We start from the raw sequence: 19,127 nt of genomic DNA on the forward strand, positions 1-19,127 counted from the left end.
TCGCCCCTGTGGAACCCCGCGAGCCCTCCGGCAGATTGAGTGCCGTCGAGTCAAGGCCGCCGGGGCTCGTGGCGTGATCGTGTTGACCGTCAAAACTTTTGGTGAGACTCTGGAAGCCCCGCGCACCGCAGCTGTTCTGCCTTGGGAATGAAGGCCGAACGGCAACCGCGGGTGCGAATCCCTCACGACCCACCACCGTTCCGGTCGGTCATTCAGTGTGGAGGACCATCCATCATGGCAAAGGCGCTTCTCGGTTACGTCGGCGGTTCCGACCCCCGAGTCCTCGCCGAGATGCGACGGCTGCAGCAGCGTGTTCAGGACCTGGAATCCGAGCTGGTACGGATTCAGGCCGAGAACGACGCGCTGTCGGCCGCCGCTGCACGGCACGGCGACTCGTTGCTGGAGAGCATCGACGTATCCAAGGCGGAGCCTGCGCTCACCTGACCTCCCGGTCCGGGGAACGCAGCGCCAAGCCGCTGGAGAAAACTGCAAGGGACGCTTCGGCGTCCCTTCGTCGTTTCCGGCCGGAGCCGTGGCGCCTACCGTGTGATGTGCCCCACCCGTTCAGCGGCGAAACTCGCTTCGGCCGTGAAACGGGCACCTGGGAGTAAAGTCCGGGTACGTGCACCTCAAGAGCCTGACCCTGCGCGGGTTCAAGTCCTTCGCCTCGGCCACGACACTGCGCTTCGAGCCGGGCATCACCTGCGTGGTGGGTCCCAACGGCTCCGGCAAGTCCAACGTCGTGGACGCCCTGTCGTGGGTGATGGGCGAGCAGGGCGCCAAGTCGCTGCGCGGCGGCAAGATGGAGGACGTCATCTTCGCGGGGACGGCGGGCCCTTCCGGCCGTCCCCCGCTCGGCCGGGCCGAGGTCTCCCTGACCATCGACAACTCCGACGGTGCTCTGCCCATCGAGTACACCGAGGTCACCATCACGCGGATCATGTTCCGCAACGGCGGCAGCGAGTACCAGATCAACGGCGACACCTGTCGGCTGCTGGACATCCAGGAGCTGCTGTCGGACTCCGGCATCGGCCGTGAGATGCACGTCATCGTCGGCCAGGGGCAGCTCGACTCCGTCCTGCACGCGGACCCGGCCGGCCGCCGGGCCTTCATCGAGGAGGCCGCCGGCGTCCTCAAGCACCGCAGGCGCAAGGAGAAGGCGTTGCGGAAACTGGACGCGATGCAGGCCAACCTCGCCCGTGTCCAGGACCTCACCGACGAACTGCGCCGCCAGCTCAAGCCGCTGGGGCGGCAGGCGGCCGTCGCCCGCCGGGCCGCGGTGATCCAGGCGGACCTGCGCGACGCCCGGCTGCGGCTGCTGGCCGACGACCTGGTGGCCCTGCGCGCGGCACTGAAGGCCGAACTCGCCGACGAGGCCGCGCTCAAGGAGCGCAAGGAGTCGGTGGAGGCCGCGCTCGGGGAGGCGCTGCGGCATGAGGCGGCGCTGGAGCAGCAGGTCAGGGAGCTGTCCCCGCGGCTGGAGCAGGCGCAGCAGACCTGGTACGAGCTGTCGCAGCTCGCCGAGCGGGTGCGCGGCACCGTGAGCCTGGCCGACGCCCGGGTCCGCAGTGCGTCCGCCGAGCCCGTCGAGGAGCGCCGGGGGCGCGATCCGGAGGACATGGAGCGCGAGGCGGCCCGGGTCCGTGAGCAGGAGGCGGAGCTGACGGCCGCGCTGGAGGCGGCGAGCCGGGCTCTGGAGGACACCGTCGCCCACCGCGCGGAGCTGGAGCGCGCCCTGGCCGACGAGGAGCGGCGGCTGAAGGACGCCGCCCGCGCCATCGCCGACCGCCGCGAGGGGCTGGCCCGGCTGCACGGCCAGGTCACCGCCGCCCGCGGCCGGGCCACCTCCGCGCAGGCCGAGATCGACCGGCTGGCCATCGCCCGGGACGAGGCGGCCGAGCGCGCGGCGGCGGCCCGGGAGGAGTACGAGGCGCTGCGGGCCGAGGTGGACGGGCTGGACGCGGACGACGCCGAGCTGGCCGAGGGCCACGAGGCGGCCGGACGGGAGCTGGCCGGGGCCGAGGCGGAGCTGAGCGCGGCCCGCGAGGCGCTGTCGGTCGCCGAGCGGGAACGCGCGGCGACCGCCGCCCGCCGTGACGCCCTGGCCCTGGGGCTGCGCCGCAAGGACGGCACCGGCACCCTGCTCGGCGCCGGCGGGGAACTCACCGGACTGCTCGGCCCGGCCGCCGAACTCCTCACCGTCACACCCGGTTTCGAGGTGCCCGTCGCCGCAGCTCTCGGCCCGGCCGCGGACGCCGTGGCCGTGGACGGCCCGGCCGCCGCCGCCGAAGCCCTGCGCCTGCTGCGCGGACAGGACGCCGGCCGTGCGGCGCTGCTGCTCGGCGGCGCGCCTTCGCAGGAGCCGCCCGGCGCCCCGGGCGTACCCGGTGCGCGGTGGGCCGCGCAGCTGGTGTCGGGGCCGGACGCCCTGCTGCCCGCCGTGCGGCGGCTGCTGCGCGGCGTGGTGGTGGTCGACGTCCTCCGGGACGCGGTGGAGCTGGTGACCGCCCGCCCGGAGCTGACCGCCGTCACCGTCGAGGGGGATCTGCTCGGCGCCCACTTCGCGCAGGGCGGTTCCGCCGGCGCGCCGTCGCTGCTGGAGGTACAGGCCTCGGTGGACGAGGCCGCCGCGGAGCTGGCCGAGCTGGACGGCCGCTGTGAGGTGCTGGCCGAGGAGCGGGAGAGGGCCCGGGAGCGGCGGCGCGAGTGTGCCGTCCGGGTCGAGGAGCTGGGGGCGCGGCGCAGCGCGGCCGACAGGGAGAGGTCGCAGGTCGCGGGCCGTCTCGGGCGGCTGGGTGGACAGGCGCGGGCCGCGGCGGGGGAGGCCGAGCGCGCGGCGGCGGCCGTGGCCAGGGCGGAGGAGGCGCTGGCGCGGGCCCGCGAGGAGGCCGAGGAGCTGGCCGGGCGGCTGGCGGCGGCCGAGGAGCAGCCGGGCGAGGAGGAGCCGGACACCTCGGTGCGCGACCGGCTGGCGGCCGACGGCGCCAACGCCCGGCAGACGGAGATGGAGGCCCGCCTCCAGGCGCGCACCCACGAGGAGAGGGTCAAGGGGCTCGCCGGACGAGCGGACTCCCTGGACCGGGCGGCGCGTGCCGAACGGGAGGCGCGGGCGCGCGCGGAGCGCCGGCGCACCCGGCTGCGGCACGAGCGGGAGGTGGCCTCGGCCGTCGCCTCCGGTGCCCGGCAGTTGCTGGCGCACGTGGAGGTGTCGCTGGCGCGTGCCGGGGAGGAGCGGGAGGCCGCCCGGAGCGCCAAGGCCGGGCGGGAGCGCGAACTGGCCGCCGAGCGCGACCGGGGGCGGCAGCTGAAGGAGGAGCTGGACAAGCTCACCGACTCCGTGCACCGCGGCGAGGTGCTGGGCGCCGAGAAGCGGCTGCGGATCGAGCAGTTGGAGACCCGGTCCCTGGAGGAGCTGGGTGTGGAGCCGGCCGTACTGGTCCGTGAGTACGGCCCCGACCAGCCGGTGCCGCCGTCGCCGCCGGCCGATGGGGAGGAACTGCCCGAGGACCCCGGGCATCCGCGCAACCGCCTGGTCCCCTTCGTCCGTGCCGAGCAGGAGAAGCGGCTGCGGGCGGCCGAGCGGGCGTACCGGCAGCTGGGCAAGGTGAACCCGCTGGCGCTGGAGGAGTTCGCGGCCCTGGAGGAGCGGCACCGCTTCCTCGGCGAGCAGCTGGAGGACCTGAAGAAGACCCGCGCGGACCTGCTGCAGGTGGTCAGGGAGGTCGACGAGCGGGTCGAGCAGGTCTTCACCGAGGCGTACCGCGACACCGCCCGGGAGTTCGAGGGCGTCTTCTCCCGGCTGTTCCCCGGCGGCGAGGGGCGGCTGGTCCTCACCGACCCGGAGAACATGCTCACCACGGGGGTGGACGTCGAGGCCCGGCCGCCGGGGAAGAAGGTCAAGCGGCTGTCGCTGCTGTCGGGAGGCGAACGCTCGCTGACGGCCGTGGCGCTGCTGGTGTCGATCTTCAAGGCGCGGCCCAGCCCGTTCTACGTCATGGACGAGGTCGAGGCGGCGCTGGACGACACCAACCTCCAGCGGCTGATCGGGATCATGAGGGAGCTCCAGGAGAGTTCCCAGCTCATCGTGATCACCCACCAGAAGCGGACCATGGAGGTCGCCGACGCCCTGTACGGCGTCTCGATGCAGGGCGACGGGGTGTCCAAGGTCATCAGCCAGCGGCTCCGCTGAGCTTTCCCGGCGAGGAGCGGTGCCGGGCGGGATGCCCCGGCCCTTCACTCATGCTTCACTTCCTGAACGAAAAATGTTACAGCCTGAGACTGTTCCGGATGTCTCTCCTCTATTGACTTCAATTTTTGAATGAATAGTCTCTGCATGGTCTGCCATGCCTTCAAGCGGCGGCATGCGGTTGCGTGTGCCGGGTAAAAGGCGGCAACCACTTGGCACCCCACCCGGCATCGCCGCCGGGAACCGCAGGAGTACACAACGTGACCAGCACCGCGCAGGTGAGGCCGGACGGACCGGGCGCCCCGGCCGGACGGCAGCAGCACCTCAGACACGTCGCCTTCATCGCAGCCGCGGCGGCGATGGGAGGCTTCCTCTTCGGCTACGACAGCTCCGTCATCAACGGCGCGGTCGAGGGCATCCGGGGCAGATTCGACGTCGCCTCCGGCGTGCTGGCGCAGATCATCGCCGCCGCCCTGATCGGCGCCGCGATCGGCGCGGCCACCGCGGGCCGGCTCGCCGACCGGCTCGGCCGCATCCGGGTGATGCAGATCGCCGCGGTGCTCTTCGGCCTCAGCGCCGTCGGCTCCATGCTCCCCTTCACCATGTGGGACCTGGCCTTCTGGCGGACCCTGGGCGGCGTCGCCATCGGCATGGCCTCGGTGATCGCGCCCGCCTACATCGCCGAGGTGGCCCCGGCCGAGCACCGCGGCCGGCTCGCCTCCTTCCAGCAGGCCGCGATCGTGCTGGGCATCGCCGTGTCCCAGCTGGTCAACTGGGGCGTGCTCAACCTCGCCGACGGCGAGCAGCGCGGCAGTCTGCTGGGCGTGGAGGCCTGGCAGCTCATGCTCGGCATCGAGCTCGCCCCCGCCCTGCTGTACGGACTGCTGACCCTGCGCATACCCGAGTCCCCGCGCCACCTCGTCGCCCAGGGACGCACGGACGAGGCCAGGGCCGTCCTCGCGGGCGTCGAGGCCCGGGGGAGCGACCTGGACGCCAGGATCGCCGAAATCCGCGAGCGCATGCGCGGCGAGCGCAGGCCGAGCCCGCGCGACCTGCTGGGAGGGCGCTTCGGTCTGCTGCCGATCGTCTGGGTGGGCATCGGCCTGTCGCTGTTCCAGCAGCTGGTTGGCATCAACGTGATCTTCTACTACAGCGCCTCGCTGTGGCAGTCGGTCGGCATCGACCCCGGCAGCTCGTTCTTCTACTCCTTCACCACCTCGATCATCAACATCGTCGGCACGGTGATCGCGATGCTCCTGGTGGACCGGGTCGGACGCAGGCCGCTGGCCCTGACCGGCTCCGCGGGCATGGCGCTCTCGCTGGGCGCCGCGGCCTGGGCCTTCTCCTTCAAGAGCGGTACCGGCGACGACATCACGCTGCCCGACACCCAGGGCACGGTCGCGCTGATCGCCGCGCACTCCTTCGTGCTCTTCTTCGCCCTCTCCTGGGGCGTGGTGGTCTGGGTGATGCTCGGCGAGATGTTCCCCAACCGCATCCGCGCCGCCGCCCTCGGCGTCGCAGCCGGAGCCCAGTGGGTGGCGAACTGGCTGATCACCGTCACCTTCCCGAGCCTGTCGGACTGGAACCTGTCGGGCGCGTACGTCATCTACACCGTCTTCGCGGCCCTGTCGATCCCGTTCGTCCTGAAGTTCGTGCCGGAGACCAAGGGCAGGGCACTGGAGGAGATGGGCTGACCCGCGTCCAGGCCCCGCGCCACGGCCCGCCCACGCGGCGACGAGCGCCGTTTCGGCCCGCCCACGGGCCGAAACGGCGCTCGTCCGCGTCCTTGACCGATACTGGGACGCGTTGTGACTCCGGCTCCGAAGGAGCTTCTCGCCCGGCCCGAACGGCTCTGCGGCGGGCAGACCCTGCCCGTGACGCAGGTAACTCTCTAGGGAACCATGGACATCCTCATTCTCGTTGTCGTCATCGCCGTGGTCGCCGTCGTGGCGATCGGCGGACTGGTGGTCACCGGCGTCCGCAGGAAGAAGACGCCACGGCTGGACCGCTCCGCACCGCCCCCGACCATCACCGCGCCCCCGACCGAACCGCAGGTCGGCGAGGAGGCCGGGCCTCCCCGCGCGGAGGAACGCCGCACCATCGAAGAGGTCGAGCTGCCGCAGCCCCCGGTCGGGGCGACGGACGCGGAAGCGGCGGCGCCCCCCGCGCCCCCGCAGCCGGAGGCCCCCGAGATCGAGGTGCCCGCGCCCACCGCCGGACGCCTGGTGCGGCTGCGCGAGCGCCTGTCGCGGTCCCAGAACACCCTGGGCCGCGGTCTGCTCACCCTGCTCTCCCGCGACCACCTCGACGAGGACACCTGGGAGGAGATCGAGGACACCCTGCTCACCGCCGACGTCGGCGTCGCCCCCACCCAGGAGCTGGTCGAGCGGCTGCGCGAGCGGGTGAGGGTACTGGGCACCCGTACCCCCGCCGAACTGCGCGCGCTGCTGCGCGAGGAACTGCTGGCCCTGATCGGCACCGACCTGGACCGCACCGTCCACACCGAGGGCGGCGTGTCCTCCGAGGGCGTGGTGCGGCCGGGCGTGGTGCTGGTCGTCGGCGTCAACGGCACAGGCAAGACCACCACCACCGGCAAGCTCGCCCGCGTCCTGGTCGCCGACGGCAGGTCGGTCGTGCTCGGCGCCGCCGACACCTTCCGCGCCGCCGCCGCCGACCAGCTCCAGACCTGGGGCGAGCGCGTCGGCGCCCGTACCGTGCGCGGCCCCGAGGGCGGCGACCCGGCCTCGGTCGCCTTCGACGCGGTCAAGGAGGGCATCGGCGAGAGCGCGGACGTGGTGCTCATCGACACCGCGGGACGGCTGCACACCAAGACCGGCCTGATGGACGAGCTGGGCAAGGTCAAGCGAGTGGTGGAGAAGCACGGCCCGGTCGACGAGGTCCTGCTTGTCCTGGACGCCACCACCGGCCAGAACGGGCTGATCCAGGCCCGGGTCTTCGCCGAGGTCGTGGACATCACCGGCATCGTGCTCACCAAGCTCGACGGCACGGCCAAGGGCGGCATCGTCATCGCCGTCCAGCGCGAGCTGAACGTCCCGGTCAAGCTGGTGGGCCTGGGCGAGGGGGCGGACGATCTGGCGCCGTTCGAGCCGGAGGCGTTCGTCGACGCCCTGATCGGCGACTGACGTACCGGGGGCACCGGGCGCCCCGCCGCGCGCACGGCCGAGGCCGCGGCGGGGCCCGGAAGGTTCAGGAACCGGGCAGCTCGCGGTGGCAGACGTACGCCAGGGTGCCCAGCAGCAGCCTGGCCTGCGGGGGACGGCCGGCCCCCTCCAGCGTGGGCGGCCGCAGCCACCGGACCGGGCCGAGCCCGCCGAGGTCGGAGGGCGGAGCGGTGACGTGGTCGCCCGGGCCGAGGCCGTGCAGATCGAGCACGGCGTCGTCCCAGCCCATCCGGTACAGCAGACGGGGGAGGCCGGCGGCGGCGCCGGTGGCCACGAAGAACCAGGCGCGGCCGTGCGGGGTGACGGCGACCGGCCCGAGCGGCAGCCCCATCCGCTCCAGCCGGGCCAGCGCGCGGCGCCCGGCGGACTCGGAGACCTCGATGACGTCGAAGGCGCGGCCCACCGGCAGCAGCAGGGCCGAGCCCGGAACCCGCTCCCAGGCCGCGGTCGCCTCGTCCAGCGTCGCGCCGGCCGGCACCAGGAGCGACTCGTCCAGGGGGTGGGCGCCTGGTGAGGGGCACCGCGGGGTGCCGCAGGAGCACTCGGTCCGGCCGCCGACACGCGTGGCGCGCGCTCCCGGGACCACGTCCCAGCCCCACAGACCGGTGTACTCGGCCACCGCCGTGCACACCGGGGCGCGGCGGTGGCGCCGGGTGCCGGACCGCAACTCCCGGAGCTCCCGGATCTCGCGGATGCTGCCGATTGTGAAGCCCATGCCCCCTCCAACGGGTCCCGCGTGCTCTTGGTTACGAAACCGTCGCACAGAGCGACGCCGGGCGGTCCGGGTCGAAGCGGGGCGACGGGATCTCTGTGAGGGGGTGCGCCGGTCTTCGCGCGCCCCCGGTGTGCATCGCTTCAACCGGTTGTGGCCGCCCTGGGTCAAGTGAACCGCGCGAAACGCTGCTTGAGTTCATTCGAAGGGGTGGCGAATGGTGGCGGTTTTGCAATTTCACTCGTCACGCCAGTGATCGTAGGATTACTTTCGGTTCACACGGTGGCACAGAGGCACGGAGAGACGCCCTGCGTGCGCCTATGCCAGAGGCATGCCGAGAGGGCATCCGAGGACAGGACGCGTACGGGCCGGGATGGGGGCGTTCCAGTGGGCGGCAACGGCAGCAGCGGCGGAGTCGGCACCGCCGGGAAGCACCCGAACGGACAGCTCGCCTCGTGGTTCGCGCGCAGCGGCTGGTCCAAGGGAGAGCTGGCCCGGCAGGTGAACCGCCGCGCACGCCGGATGGGCGCGCACCACATCAGCACCGACACCTCCCGGGTGCGCCGCTGGCTCGACGGCGAGCAGCCCCGAGAGCCGATCCCGCGCATCCTCTCCGAACTGTTCTCCGAACGCTTCGGCCGTGTGGTCGCCGTCGAGGAGCTCGGACTGCGCACCGCCCGCCCGACGGCCTCCGACGGCGGCGTGGACCTGCCCTGGACGGGGCCGCAGACCGTGGCGATGATCAGCGAGTTCTCGCGCAGCGACCTGATGCTGGCCCGCCGGGGCTTCCTCGGCACCTCTCTGGGCATGGCCGCGGGGCCCGCGCTGATCGAGCCGATGCAGCGCTGGCTGGTGCCCGCCCCCGCCGCCCCGGCGCCCGGCGAGTACTTCCCCGGCGCGCAGCCGGCCCCCGCCCGGGATCCCGGCACACGGGGCGACGGCGGGCTGTCGGGCCCGGAACTGGAGCTGCTGGAGCAGACGATCGTGATGTTCCGCCGGTGGGACGCCCAGTGCGGCGGCGGGCTGCGGCGCAAGGCCGTCGTCGGCCAGCTCCACGAGGTCACCGACCTCCTCCACGAGCACCACGCCGAGCCGGTGCGGCGGCGGCTGTTCCGCGCCACCGCCGAGCTGGCGGAACTGGCCGGCTGGATGAGCTACGACGCCGGGCTCCAGCCGACCGCGCAGAAGTACTTCGTCCTCGCCCTGCACGCGGCCAAGGAGGCCGGCGACCGGCCGCTGGGCTCGTACGTGCTCTCCGGCATGGGCCGCCAGATGATCCATCTGGGCCGGCCCGAGGACGCGCTGGAACTGGTGCACCTCGCGCAGTACGGCGGCCGGGAGGACGCCACCCCCCGCACCCAGGCCATGCTCCACGCGGTGGAGGCGCGCGCGTACGCCAACATGGGGCGGCCCGACAAATGCCACCGGGCGGTGCGGATGGCCGAGGAGACCTTCGCCGAGGCCACCGAGGGGGACGGAGACCCGGACTGGATCGGCTTCTTCTCCGAGGCCGAGCTGAACGCCGAGAACGCCCACTCCTACCGGGACCTCGCCTATGTGGCGGGCCGCAGCCCCGCCTACCTCTCGCTCGCGCAGCCGGCGATGCGGAAGGCCGTGGAGCTGTTCGGCCGCGAGTGCGGCGGCGGCAGCGGCCACCAGCGCTCCTACGCGCTCAACCTCGCCGGCATGGCCAGTGTCCACCTGCTGCAGCGCGAACCCGAACAGTGCGCCGAGATGGCCGGCCGGGCGCTGGCGGTGGCCAAACGCCTGCGCTCGGAACGGGTCGACAACCGCATCCGCAGGACCGTGGCCACGGCGTCCCGCGAGTTCGGGGACGTCGCGGAGGTCGCGGAGCTCACCGAACGGCTCGCCGACGAGCTGCCCGAGCCCGAGGCCGCCCTCGCGGGCTGAGCGGGCCCGGAAACCGCGCCGCCGGCCCGTCCCCCGCCCCTGCCCCACCGTCCTTTCCCGGCCGCCCACCGCACGGCTCCCGGGTTGTCATACGACCGTGCCTCCGGGCCGTACCGCGCCCGCTCCGCGCAGCGGTCGTGCCCGGTCACGGAGGTGCGCCGCACGGGCGGCCGGGGGCCGGGCCGGCGGCGGCGCTGTTCCGGCCCGCGGGTGTGTTCACCCGGGCGTAACAGAGGGCGCGCCTTCGTCACGACCGCGAAACGCCGCGCCGCATCGGCGGAAACGGAGCTCCTGGAATCTGTGGCTCATCCTGATCCCCAGATCCGCCCCCACGGGTCGCGTACGCGAGGAGACGCCCACATTGAACGGCGCGGATACCGCTTTCGTACTGATCAGCGCGGCGCTGGTCATGTTGATGACGCCCGGCCTGGCCCTCTTCTACGGCGGCATGGTCCGGGTCAAGAGCGCACTGAACATGCTCATGATGTCCTTCATCTCCCTGGGCATCGTGAGCGTCCTCTGGGTCCTGTACGGCTACTCGCTCGCCTTCGGCACCGACACCGGCGGCCTGATCGGCAGCCTTGAGCACATCGGTCTGAGCGGCATCGGCACCGAGGCGCTGACCGGCGGCGACGAGGGCATCCCGGTCCTGGCCTTCGTCCTCTTCCAGCTCATGTTCGCCGCCCTGACGCCCGCCCTCATGAGCGGCGCCCTGGCCGACCGCGTGAAGTTCAGCGCCTGGGCGCTGTTCATCACGCTGTGGGCCACGGTCGTCTACTTCCCCGTCGCGCACTGGGTGTGGGCCGAGGGCGGCTGGCTGTTCGAGCTGGAGGTCATCGACTTCGCGGGCGGCACCGCCGTCCACATCAACGCCGGAGTCGGCGCACTGGCCGCCGTCCTGGTCGTCGGCAGGCGCATCGGTTTCAAGCGGGAGCCCATGCGGCCCCACAGCCTCCCGCTGGTGGTGCTGGGCGCCGCCCTGCTGTGGTTCGGCTGGTTCGGCTTCAACGCCGGCTCCGCGCTGGGCGCCAACGGCACCGCCGCCACCATGGCCCTGAACACCCAGGTCGCCACCGCCGCCGCCATCCTGGGCTGGCTGCTGTACGAGCGGATCCGGCACGGTGCCTTCACCACCCTGGGAGCCGCCTCCGGAGCCATCGCCGGCCTGGTCGCCATCACCCCCGCCGGCGCGCACGTGAACGCCGTGGGCGCGATCGTCATCGGCCTGGTGGCCGGCCTGGTCTGCTCCTGGGCCGTCAGCCTGAAGTACCGGCTCGGCTACGACGACTCCCTGGACGTCGTCGGAGTCCACCTCGTCGGCGGCGTCATCGGCACCCTGCTGGTCGGCGTCCTGGCCACGGACGGCGTGGGCGGACTCACCCAGCTCGGCAAGCAGGCCGCCGGGGCCTTCTCGGTGATGGCCTTCTCCTTCGCGGTCTCCTGGGTCCTGGCCAAGCTGGTCGACGCGGTCGTCGGCTTCCGGGCGAGCGAGGACGACGAGACCGCCGGACTGGACCAGGCGTACCACGCCGAGACCGCGTACGACTTCAGCGCGGTGGGCGGCTCGCCCGCCTCCCGCGGTGCCGCGGGAGGCCGCAACGACAGCGCGACGGCCTCGCCGTCCGCGAAGGGGACCGACAAGAAGGTGGACGCGTGAAGCTCATCACCGCAGTCATCAAGCCGCACCGGCTCGACGAGGTCAAGGACGCCCTGCAGGCGTTCGGAGTGCAGGGACTGACCGTCACCGAGGCCAGCGGATACGGCCGGCAGCGCGGCCACACCGAGGTGTACCGCGGCGCCGAGTACACCGTCGACCTCGTTCCCAAGGTCCGGGTGGAGGTCCTGGTCGAGGACGAGGACGCCGAGCAGCTCCTCGACGTGGTCGTCAAGGCCGCCCGGACCGGCAAGATCGGCGACGGCAAGGTCTGGAGCGTCCCCGTCGAGACGGCGGTGCGCGTCCGCACCGGCGAGCGCGGCCCGGACGCGCTGTGAGCCGGCCGGAGCGGGAGGCCACGTGACCACGGGATCCGGCGACCCCGGCAACTACGCGGCGGCCCGGCTGCGCCTCCTCGGTGGGGGAGCGCGCTCCGGGCCGCCGCGCCGCCGGGCCCTGTCCGGCCTCACCGACGCCTGGCTCGCCTCGCTGCTGGGCGAAGCGGGCGAGGGGATCGCGCTCGTGGCCGTCGGCGGCTACGGCCGCGGGGAGCTCTCCCCGCGCAGCGATCTGGACCTGCTGCTGCTGCACACCGGACGCGACGCGCACGAGGTCGCCGCCCTCGCCGACAGCCTCTGGTACCCCGTGTGGGACCTCGGGATCGCCCTGGACCACTCGGTGCGCACCCCGGAAGAGGCGGAGAGGGCCGCGGCCGGCGACCTCAGGGTGCAGCTCGGGCTGCTCGACGCCCGGCACATCGCCGGAGACCCGCGGCTCACCGCCGCCCTGCGCACCCGGATGCTCGCCCGCTGGCGCACCGGCGCCCACCGGCTGCTGCCCGAACTGCGCGAGGCGGCCCTGGAGCGCGCCCGCCGCCACGGCGAGCTGCGCTTCCTCCTCGAACCCGACCTGAAGGAGGCCCGCGGCGGCCTGCGCGACGCCACCGCCCTGCGCGCGGTGGCCGCCTCCTGGCTGGCCGACGCGCCCCGCGAAGGGCTGGAGGAGGCACACCGCACCCTCCTCGACGTACGCGACGCCCTCCATCTGACCACCGGCCGCGCCACCGACCGGCTCGCCCTCCAGGACCAGGACCAGGTCGCCGCCGCCCTCGCCCTGGAGGACGCGGACGCGCTGCTGCGCCGCGTCTACGAGGCGGCCCGGGTGCTCTCCTACGCCTGCGACGTCACCTGGCGCGAGGTCGACCGGGTGCTGCGTGCCCGCCGCCCGGGGCCGCGGCGCGCCCGGCGGCCGGCCGAGCGCACCCCGCTGGCCGACGGTGTCGTGGTGCAGGACGGCGAGGTGGTGCTCGCCCGGACCGCGCGCCCCGAGCGCGACCCCGTGCTCCCGCTGCGCGCCGCCGCGGCGGCCGCCCAGGCCGGGCTGCCGCCCTCGCGCCCCGCCCTGCGGAGGCTGGCCGCCGCGGCGCCGCCGCTTCCGGTGCCCTGGCCGGCCGAGGCCCGTGAGGAGTTCGTCACCCTTCTGGGAGCGGGCGAGGCCGCCGTCGTGGTGTGGGAGGCTCTGGACGCGGAGGGGCTGGTCACCGCCTGGCTGCCCGAGTGGGAGCGGGTGCGCTGCCGCCCGCAGCGCAACCCCGTGCACCGCTGGACCGTCGACCGCCATCTGATCGAGACCGCCGCACGGGCCGGGGCGCACGTCCGCCGCGTCCGCCGCCCCGATCTGCTGCTGGTCGCCGCGCTGCTGCACGACATCGGCAAGGGCCGGCCCGGCGACCACAGCGTCGCGGGCGAGGCCGTCGTGCGCGACCTGGCCGCCCGGATGGGCTTCGGCGCCGCCGACACCGCGACCCTGGCCACCGTCGTCCGCCACCATCTGCTGCTGGCCGAGACCGCCACCCGGCGCGACCTGGACGACCCGGCCACCGTACGCACCGTGGCCGACGCCGTCGGCGACACCGGCACCCTGGAGCTGCTGCACGCGCTCACCGTGGCCGACGCCCTGGCCACCGGGCCGGCGGCCTGGTCGGCCTGGCGCGCGGGTCTCGTGGCCGATCTGGTCGGACGCACCGGCGCGGTGCTGGAAGGGGAGGCGGCGGAGGCAGCCGAGGGGACGGAGCGCAGGGAGCACCCCGCCCCACGGCCCACGGCCGGGGCCGAACGGCTGGCCGCGCAGGCGTGGCGCACCGGCGGGCCGGTGCTCTCCCTGCGCACCCGGGCCGGGACGCCGGCCGAGGCGGACGGGAGCGACCGGACAGGCTTCGCGGAGGAGGCGGGCCCCGAACCGGTCGGCGTCGAACTGCTTCTCGCCCTGCCCGACCAGCCCGGCGTACTGCCCGCCGCGGCCGGTGTCCTGGCCCTGCACCGGCTGACGGTGCGCGCCGCGGACCTGCAAGCCGTCGACCGGCCCGGCCGGGGGCGGGTGCTGCTGCTGAGCTGGCGGGTGGCCGCCGAGTACGGAACGCCGCCGCGGGCCGACCGGCTCCGCGCCGACCTGGTGCGTGCCCTGGCGGGCTCCCTGGACATCCCCGCCCGGCTCGCCGAGCGCGAGCGGGCCCACCTGGGCCGCGCCCGCCGGTACGGAGCCGGCTCCCCGCCGCCGAAGGTGACCGTCGCCCCGGCCGGATCACGGCTGGCGACGGTCATCGAGGTGCGTGCCCAGGACGCCCCGGGGCTGCTGTACCGCATCGGACGGGCCCTGGAGGACGCCGGCGTCACCGTGCGCAGCGCCCGCGTCGGCACCCTGGGCGCCAGCGCGGTGGACGCCTTCTACGTCACCGGGCCCGACGGCGCCCCGCTGCCGCCGCGCGAGGCCGCCGGTCTCGCGGCGGAGCTGGAGCGGACCCTGGGCGGCTGACCGGACCGCGGGCGGGCGGATACTCTTGGAGGTCGACCGCCGACACCGCCACCAACGCGAAGGATCCGCGACCGACGTGTTCGACACTCTCTCCGATCGCCTCACAGCGACGTTCAAGAACCTCAGGGGCAAGGGCCGTCTGAGCGAGGCGGACATCGACGCCACGGCGCGCGAGATCCGTATCGCCCTGCTGGAGGCGGACGTCGCCCTGCCCGTGGTCCGGGCCTTCATCAAGCAGGTCAAGGAACGCGCCCAGGGCGCCGAGGTCTCCAGGGCCCTGAACCCGGCCCAGCAGGTCATCAAGATCGTCAACGAGGAGCTGATCGGCATCCTCGGGGGCGAGACCCGCCGTCTGCGCCTCGCCAAGAACCCGCCGACGGTGATCATGCTCGCCGGTCTGCAGGGCGCGGGCAAGACCACGCTCGCCGGAAAGCTGGGCCGCTGGCTCAAGGCGCAGGGCCACGCCCCGCTGCTGGTCGCCTGCGACCTGCAGCGCCCCAACGCCGTCAACCAGCTCACCGTCGTCGCCGAGCGCGCGGGCGTCGGGATCTACGCGCCCGAGCCGGGCAACGGCGTCGGCGACCCGGTGAAGGTCGCCGAGGACTCCATCGAGTACGCCCGCGGCAAGCAGTACGACGTCGTCATCGTCGACACCGCCGGCCGTCTGGGCATCGACGCCGAGATGATGCGGCAGGCCGCCGACATCCGCGACGCCGTCCGCCCCGACGAGACCCTCTTCGTCGTCGACGCCATGATCGGCCAGGACGCGGTCAACACCGCCGAGGCGTTCCGCGACGGCGTCGGCTTCGACGGCGTGGTGCTCTCCAAGCTCGACGGCGACGCCCGCGGCGGCGCGGCCCTGTCGATCGCGCACGTCACCGGCCGCCAGATCATGTTCGCCTCAAACGGCGAGAAGCTGGACGACTTCGACGCGTTCCACCCGGACCGCATGGCGTCCCGCATCCTGGGCATGGGCGACGTCCTCAGCCTCATCGAGAAGGCCGAGCAGACCTTCAGCCGGCAAGAGGCCGAGCAGATGGCCGCCAAGCTGGCCAAGGGCCCCAAGGAGTTCACCCTCGACGACTTCCTGGCCCAGATGGAGCAGGTCCGCAAGATGGGCTCCATCTCCAAGCTGCTGGGGATGATGCCCGGAATGGGGCAGATCCGGGAGCAGATCAACGACATCGACGAGCGCGACGTGGACCGCACCGCCGCGATCATCAAGTCGATGACCCCGGCCGAGCGCACCGACCCCACGATCATCAACGGCTCGCGGCGGGCCCGCATCGCCCGCGGTTCCGGCGTGGACGTCAGCGCGGTGAAGAACCTCGTGGAGCGCTTCTTCGAGGCCCGCAAGATGATGTCGAGGATGGCCCAGGGCGGCATGCCGGGGATGCCCGGGATGCCGGGCATGCCGGGGGCGGGCGGCGCCCGGAAGAAGGGCAAGCAGCAGAAGAAGGCCAAGGGCAAGCAGCGCTCGGGCAACCCGATGAAGCGCAAGGCCGAGGAGCAGGCCGTGGCCGAGCGCCGCGCCGCGGGGCAGGGCGGCGCCTTCGGGCTGCCCGGCGGCCAGGGACCGGAGGACTTCGAGCTGCCCCAGGAGTTCAAGGACATGCTCCCGCCCAAGTGACCGCACGGAGGACCGACGAGGTGACGCCGCCCGCCGCGGGCCGGCGGCGCCCTCAGGTCATGGCGACCACGTAGCGGAACAGGTTCTGCATCCACACGGTGCCGTCCGGCCGTACGTGCGGGCGCAGCGCCTCGGCCAGCTCCTTGGCGACCTGCTCCTCGTCGGTCGCCCGGACGGCCGCGTCGTACAGCCCGGTCGAGACCAGCCCGCGCACCGCGCTGTCCAGGTCGGCGTAGCCGAAGGGGCACGCGACCCGGCCCGAGCCGTCGGGGCGCAGCCCGGCCCGTCGCGCCAGATCCTCCAGATCGTCCCGGCCGCCCGGCCGCCAGCACCGGCCCGCCGCGCGCTCCGGCTCGGCCGGCCGCTGCGCCAGCCGCTGCGCCACCCGCAGAGCGGGGGCCGCGGCGCACCGCTCGGCCGGCCCCCAGCCCGCCAGCACCACCGGCACCCCGCGGCCGGCCGCCTGGGCCACCCGGGCGAGCACGGCGGCCTCCGGCAGGGCGTCGAAGGCGGTCACCAGCGTCGGAGGCGGCCCCTCGCGCAGCGCGGCACCGTCCGGTCCGCCGTCCGGCCCACCCGGCAGCACCCGCGCGGTCCAGTGCCGCGCGCCCCACTGCGGCTCCGGCAGCAGCCGCTGCCGGGCCAGCTCCAGGCGCGCCTCGTCGGTGTCCGTCCCCGTGACGGTCGCGCCCCGGGCCGCCGCCATCACCAGTGCCAGGCCCGAGCCGCAGCCCAGGCCCAGCACATGGGAGTGCCGTCCGACCTCGAACCGCTCGTATACCGCCTCGTAGAGCGGAACCAGCATCCGTTCCTGAATCTCCGCCCAGTCCCGGGCGGGCCGCGGGAGGTGCCGCTGTGCGAGCGTGGGTGCCATCGCAACATCCCCATTCCGATGGAAGGATCGCCGGATAACCGGCCGCCGTCTCGTCCCTTGATGAGGTCCTGGAAGTCCCCGAAAGCCAGGGAACTGCGCATCTGTCCCCGAGTCCAGAGGGGCGCCGGGGTGTTTCCACCACGCTTGCCCGCGCGCACTCCTACGTTCCCCCGGCAGTCCGGTTCACGCATCCGCAGCAGACCGCCGTAACACGCGCGACATGGCAGAGGCCTCCGTGCTCACACCCCGGGCGGAGGACTTCCCGCGCTGGCACCAGGACGTGACCAACGAGACCGGGCCGGCAGACAACGGGCCGGTGCGCGGCACCATGGTCATCCGGCCGTACGGGTACGGGCTCCGGGAGCGGACGCAGCGGGAGACGGGCGCCCGCATCAAGGCGGCGGGCGCCGACAACGCGTACTTCCCCCTGTTCATCCCCAGTCCTGCCTGACCAGGGAGGCCGAGCACGTCGGGGGCTTCGCCCCCGGGCCGGCCGTGGTCGCGCTCGGCGGGGGCGGGGCGCTGGAGGAGCCGGTGGTCGTCCGGCCGGCCTCCGGGACGATCGTCAACGAGTACTTCGCCAGGTGGGTGCAGAGCGACCGCGACCCGCCCTGCTGATCAACCAGTGGGCCAACGTGGTGCGCTGGGAAAAGCGTCCGAGGGTCTTCCTGCGAACGAGTGAGTTCCTGCGGCAGGAGGGGCACACCGCCCACGCCACCCACGAGGACGCGCGCGACTACGCCGCCCGCGTCCACCGCGGGGTCTGCCCCGACTTCATGGAGAACGTCCTGGCCATGGATGTCGTACTGGGCCGCAAGACGCCCCGGGAGCGCTTCGCGGGCGCCGTCAGCACCCTCACCCCGGAGGGCATGATGGGCGACGGCAAGGCCCCGCGGACGGGCACCGGCCACGAGCTGGGCCAGAACTTCGCCAGGGCGTTCGACACCCACTACCTGTCGAAGGACGGCGGGCGGGAGCCGGTCCGGCAGTCCTCCCGGGGGACCTCCCCCGGGTGGTCGGCGGCCTGATCATGGTGCACGGCGGTGACGGGGGCCTGCGGATCCCGCCGCGCCCGGCCCCCGTCCAGGCCGTCAAGGGAGTGCCGCTGCGCGTCGAGATCGGCCCGCGCGATCTGGGGAACGGCACCGCGACGCTGGTGCGCCGCATAGCCGGAGGGGGCTGGGCCCGCATTTCCCGGGCCGGCCCGGGCCCGGAGGGCGAGGCGCGGCTCGCGGAGCAGGGCGTCACGGTGCGCTGCCCGGTCGGCGAGGACGGGGCGGTACCCGAGTCCGACGACGCCCCCGGTACGGTGGCCGTGGCAGCCTGCTCCTATCTGAGACATCCCGGTGCCGTGGCGCGCCGGGGGCCTTTCGCGGCGCCGCGCGGGAGCCGGCGGGGCGCTCCGCCCGCCGACCGGCCGGTCCCCGCCCGGTCGGCTCCTCCCGGACCGGCAATACCCGTCCCGTCGGCGCGCATCAACCCGAACCGGCGGGTAGGTGCAAATTATTTGGGATGCCCCGTAATCGGAACACCGGGACACTCTGGCTCGTTGTGCACGACGTGAGCACGACACCACCTGTACTCGCCGCCGAGCTGGCACTCGCCTGGGCCGACATTCAACGGCACCACCCGGAGTTGCCCGACCTGGCCGCGCCCGAATCGCTGATCGGGGAGTCGTCGTCCGCCTGCGGCGCCGAGCTCTCCTTCGAACGGCTGCTGCACGAGGCCGTCCACGGGATCGCCGCCGCCCGCGGAGTCCGGGACACCTCGCGTGCCGGCCGCTACCACAACCGCCGCTTCCTGGCGATCGCCGAGGAGATGGGCCTGGAGCACTCCGAGGAACCGCATCCGAGCAGTGGCTTCTCGCTGGTCGTGATGAAGCCCGAGACCAGAAGGCGCTACCGGCCCACCATCGAGAAGCTGCAGCGCGCCCTGCGCGCCCACAGCGCCGCCACCGCCACCGACACCTCCCGCGCCTTCCGCGGCCCCGCCGCGCGGCACGGTTCGTCGGGCGGCGGGGTGCGGGTCAAGGCCGTGTGCGACTGCGGGCGCAACGTCCGGGTCGTACCGTCCGTACTGGCCCAGGCGCCGATCATGTGCGGGGCCTGCGGGAAGCCGTTCCGCATCCCGGACAAGGAGAAGGAGGCGGTCGGGGTGGGCTGAGGCG

Annotated in this window: 12 protein-coding genes and 1 pseudogene; 11 read left to right on the forward strand and 2 right to left on the reverse strand. The window is 73.8% G+C overall.

All coding sequences use genetic code 11. The features are described 5' to 3' along the window. The first annotated feature begins 234 nt into the window (after positions 1-234). The 4 genes from IQ279_RS14985 (at position 235) to ftsY (ending at position 7,329) form a co-directional block, all read left to right on the forward strand. The gene (locus IQ279_RS14985; protein WP_093662111.1) at positions 235-444 is read left to right on the forward strand and encodes a hypothetical protein; all 210 of its coding nucleotides are present in this window, start codon (positions 235-237) and stop codon (positions 442-444) included. A gap of 178 nt (positions 445-622) precedes the next feature. Then, complete coding sequence (smc, locus tag IQ279_RS14990; RefSeq protein ID WP_206349019.1) at positions 623-4,189, forward strand: chromosome segregation protein SMC; 3,567 nt, start codon at positions 623-625, stop codon at positions 4,187-4,189. Between the two features lie 257 nt (positions 4,190-4,446). Beyond that, positions 4,447-5,880, forward strand: a complete 1,434-nt coding sequence (locus IQ279_RS14995) for a sugar porter family MFS transporter (protein WP_206349020.1) — start codon at positions 4,447-4,449, stop codon at positions 5,878-5,880. Between the two features lie 207 nt (positions 5,881-6,087). Further along, a complete protein-coding gene (gene ftsY, locus IQ279_RS15000; protein ID WP_206349021.1) occupies positions 6,088-7,329 on the forward strand; it encodes a signal recognition particle-docking protein FtsY in 1,242 nt (413 codons plus the stop codon). Positions 7,330-7,393: 64 nt separating this feature from the next. Here the strand turns inward: ftsY and IQ279_RS15005 are convergent, their stop codons facing one another. Next, positions 7,394-8,083 (reverse strand): bifunctional DNA primase/polymerase, encoded by a 690-nt coding sequence (locus IQ279_RS15005; protein ID WP_206349022.1) that lies wholly within the window; start codon positions 8,081-8,083, stop codon positions 7,394-7,396. 384 nt (positions 8,084-8,467) lie between these two features. On the opposite strand from IQ279_RS15005, the gene nsdA reads away from it, so the two are divergent. From nsdA to ffh, 5 genes are all read left to right on the forward strand, one after another. Continuing rightward, a complete protein-coding gene (gene nsdA, locus IQ279_RS15010) occupies positions 8,468-9,991 on the forward strand; it encodes a transcriptional repressor NsdA (protein ID WP_206349023.1) in 1,524 nt (507 codons plus the stop codon). Between the two features lie 361 nt (positions 9,992-10,352). Then, a complete protein-coding gene (locus IQ279_RS15015; RefSeq protein ID WP_206349024.1) occupies positions 10,353-11,648 on the forward strand; it encodes an ammonium transporter in 1,296 nt (431 codons plus the stop codon). Continuing rightward, positions 11,645-11,983 (forward strand): P-II family nitrogen regulator, encoded by a 339-nt coding sequence (locus IQ279_RS15020; RefSeq protein ID WP_093662123.1) that lies wholly within the window; start codon positions 11,645-11,647, stop codon positions 11,981-11,983. Before IQ279_RS15015 ends, IQ279_RS15020 begins: the two co-directional genes overlap by 4 nt. Before the next feature lie 22 nt (positions 11,984-12,005). Further along, complete coding sequence (locus IQ279_RS15025; protein WP_206349025.1) at positions 12,006-14,456, forward strand: [protein-PII] uridylyltransferase; 2,451 nt, start codon at positions 12,006-12,008, stop codon at positions 14,454-14,456. 76 nt (positions 14,457-14,532) lie between these two features. Then, a complete protein-coding gene (gene ffh, locus IQ279_RS15030; protein WP_206349026.1) occupies positions 14,533-16,086 on the forward strand; it encodes a signal recognition particle protein in 1,554 nt (517 codons plus the stop codon). Between the two features lie 52 nt (positions 16,087-16,138). Here ffh and IQ279_RS15035 read toward each other — a convergent pair whose 3' ends face one another. Then, a complete protein-coding gene (locus IQ279_RS15035) occupies positions 16,139-16,960 on the reverse strand; it encodes a methyltransferase domain-containing protein (RefSeq protein WP_206349027.1) in 822 nt (273 codons plus the stop codon). Positions 16,961-17,180: 220 nt separating this feature from the next. On the opposite strand from IQ279_RS15035, the pseudogene IQ279_RS15040 reads away from it, so the two are divergent. Next, positions 17,181-18,293 (forward strand): annotated as a pseudogene (locus IQ279_RS15040) (proline--tRNA ligase); the annotation flags it as partial. A gap of 179 nt (positions 18,294-18,472) precedes the next feature. Continuing rightward, positions 18,473-19,123 (forward strand): hypothetical protein, encoded by a 651-nt coding sequence (locus tag IQ279_RS15045; protein ID WP_206349028.1) that lies wholly within the window; start codon positions 18,473-18,475, stop codon positions 19,121-19,123. Positions 19,124-19,127: the final 4 nt, after the last annotated feature.

It is taken from the genome of Streptomyces verrucosisporus (assembly GCF_017114865.1).
Classification (GTDB): domain Bacteria; phylum Actinomycetota; class Actinomycetes; order Streptomycetales; family Streptomycetaceae; genus Streptomyces; species Streptomyces fenghuangensis.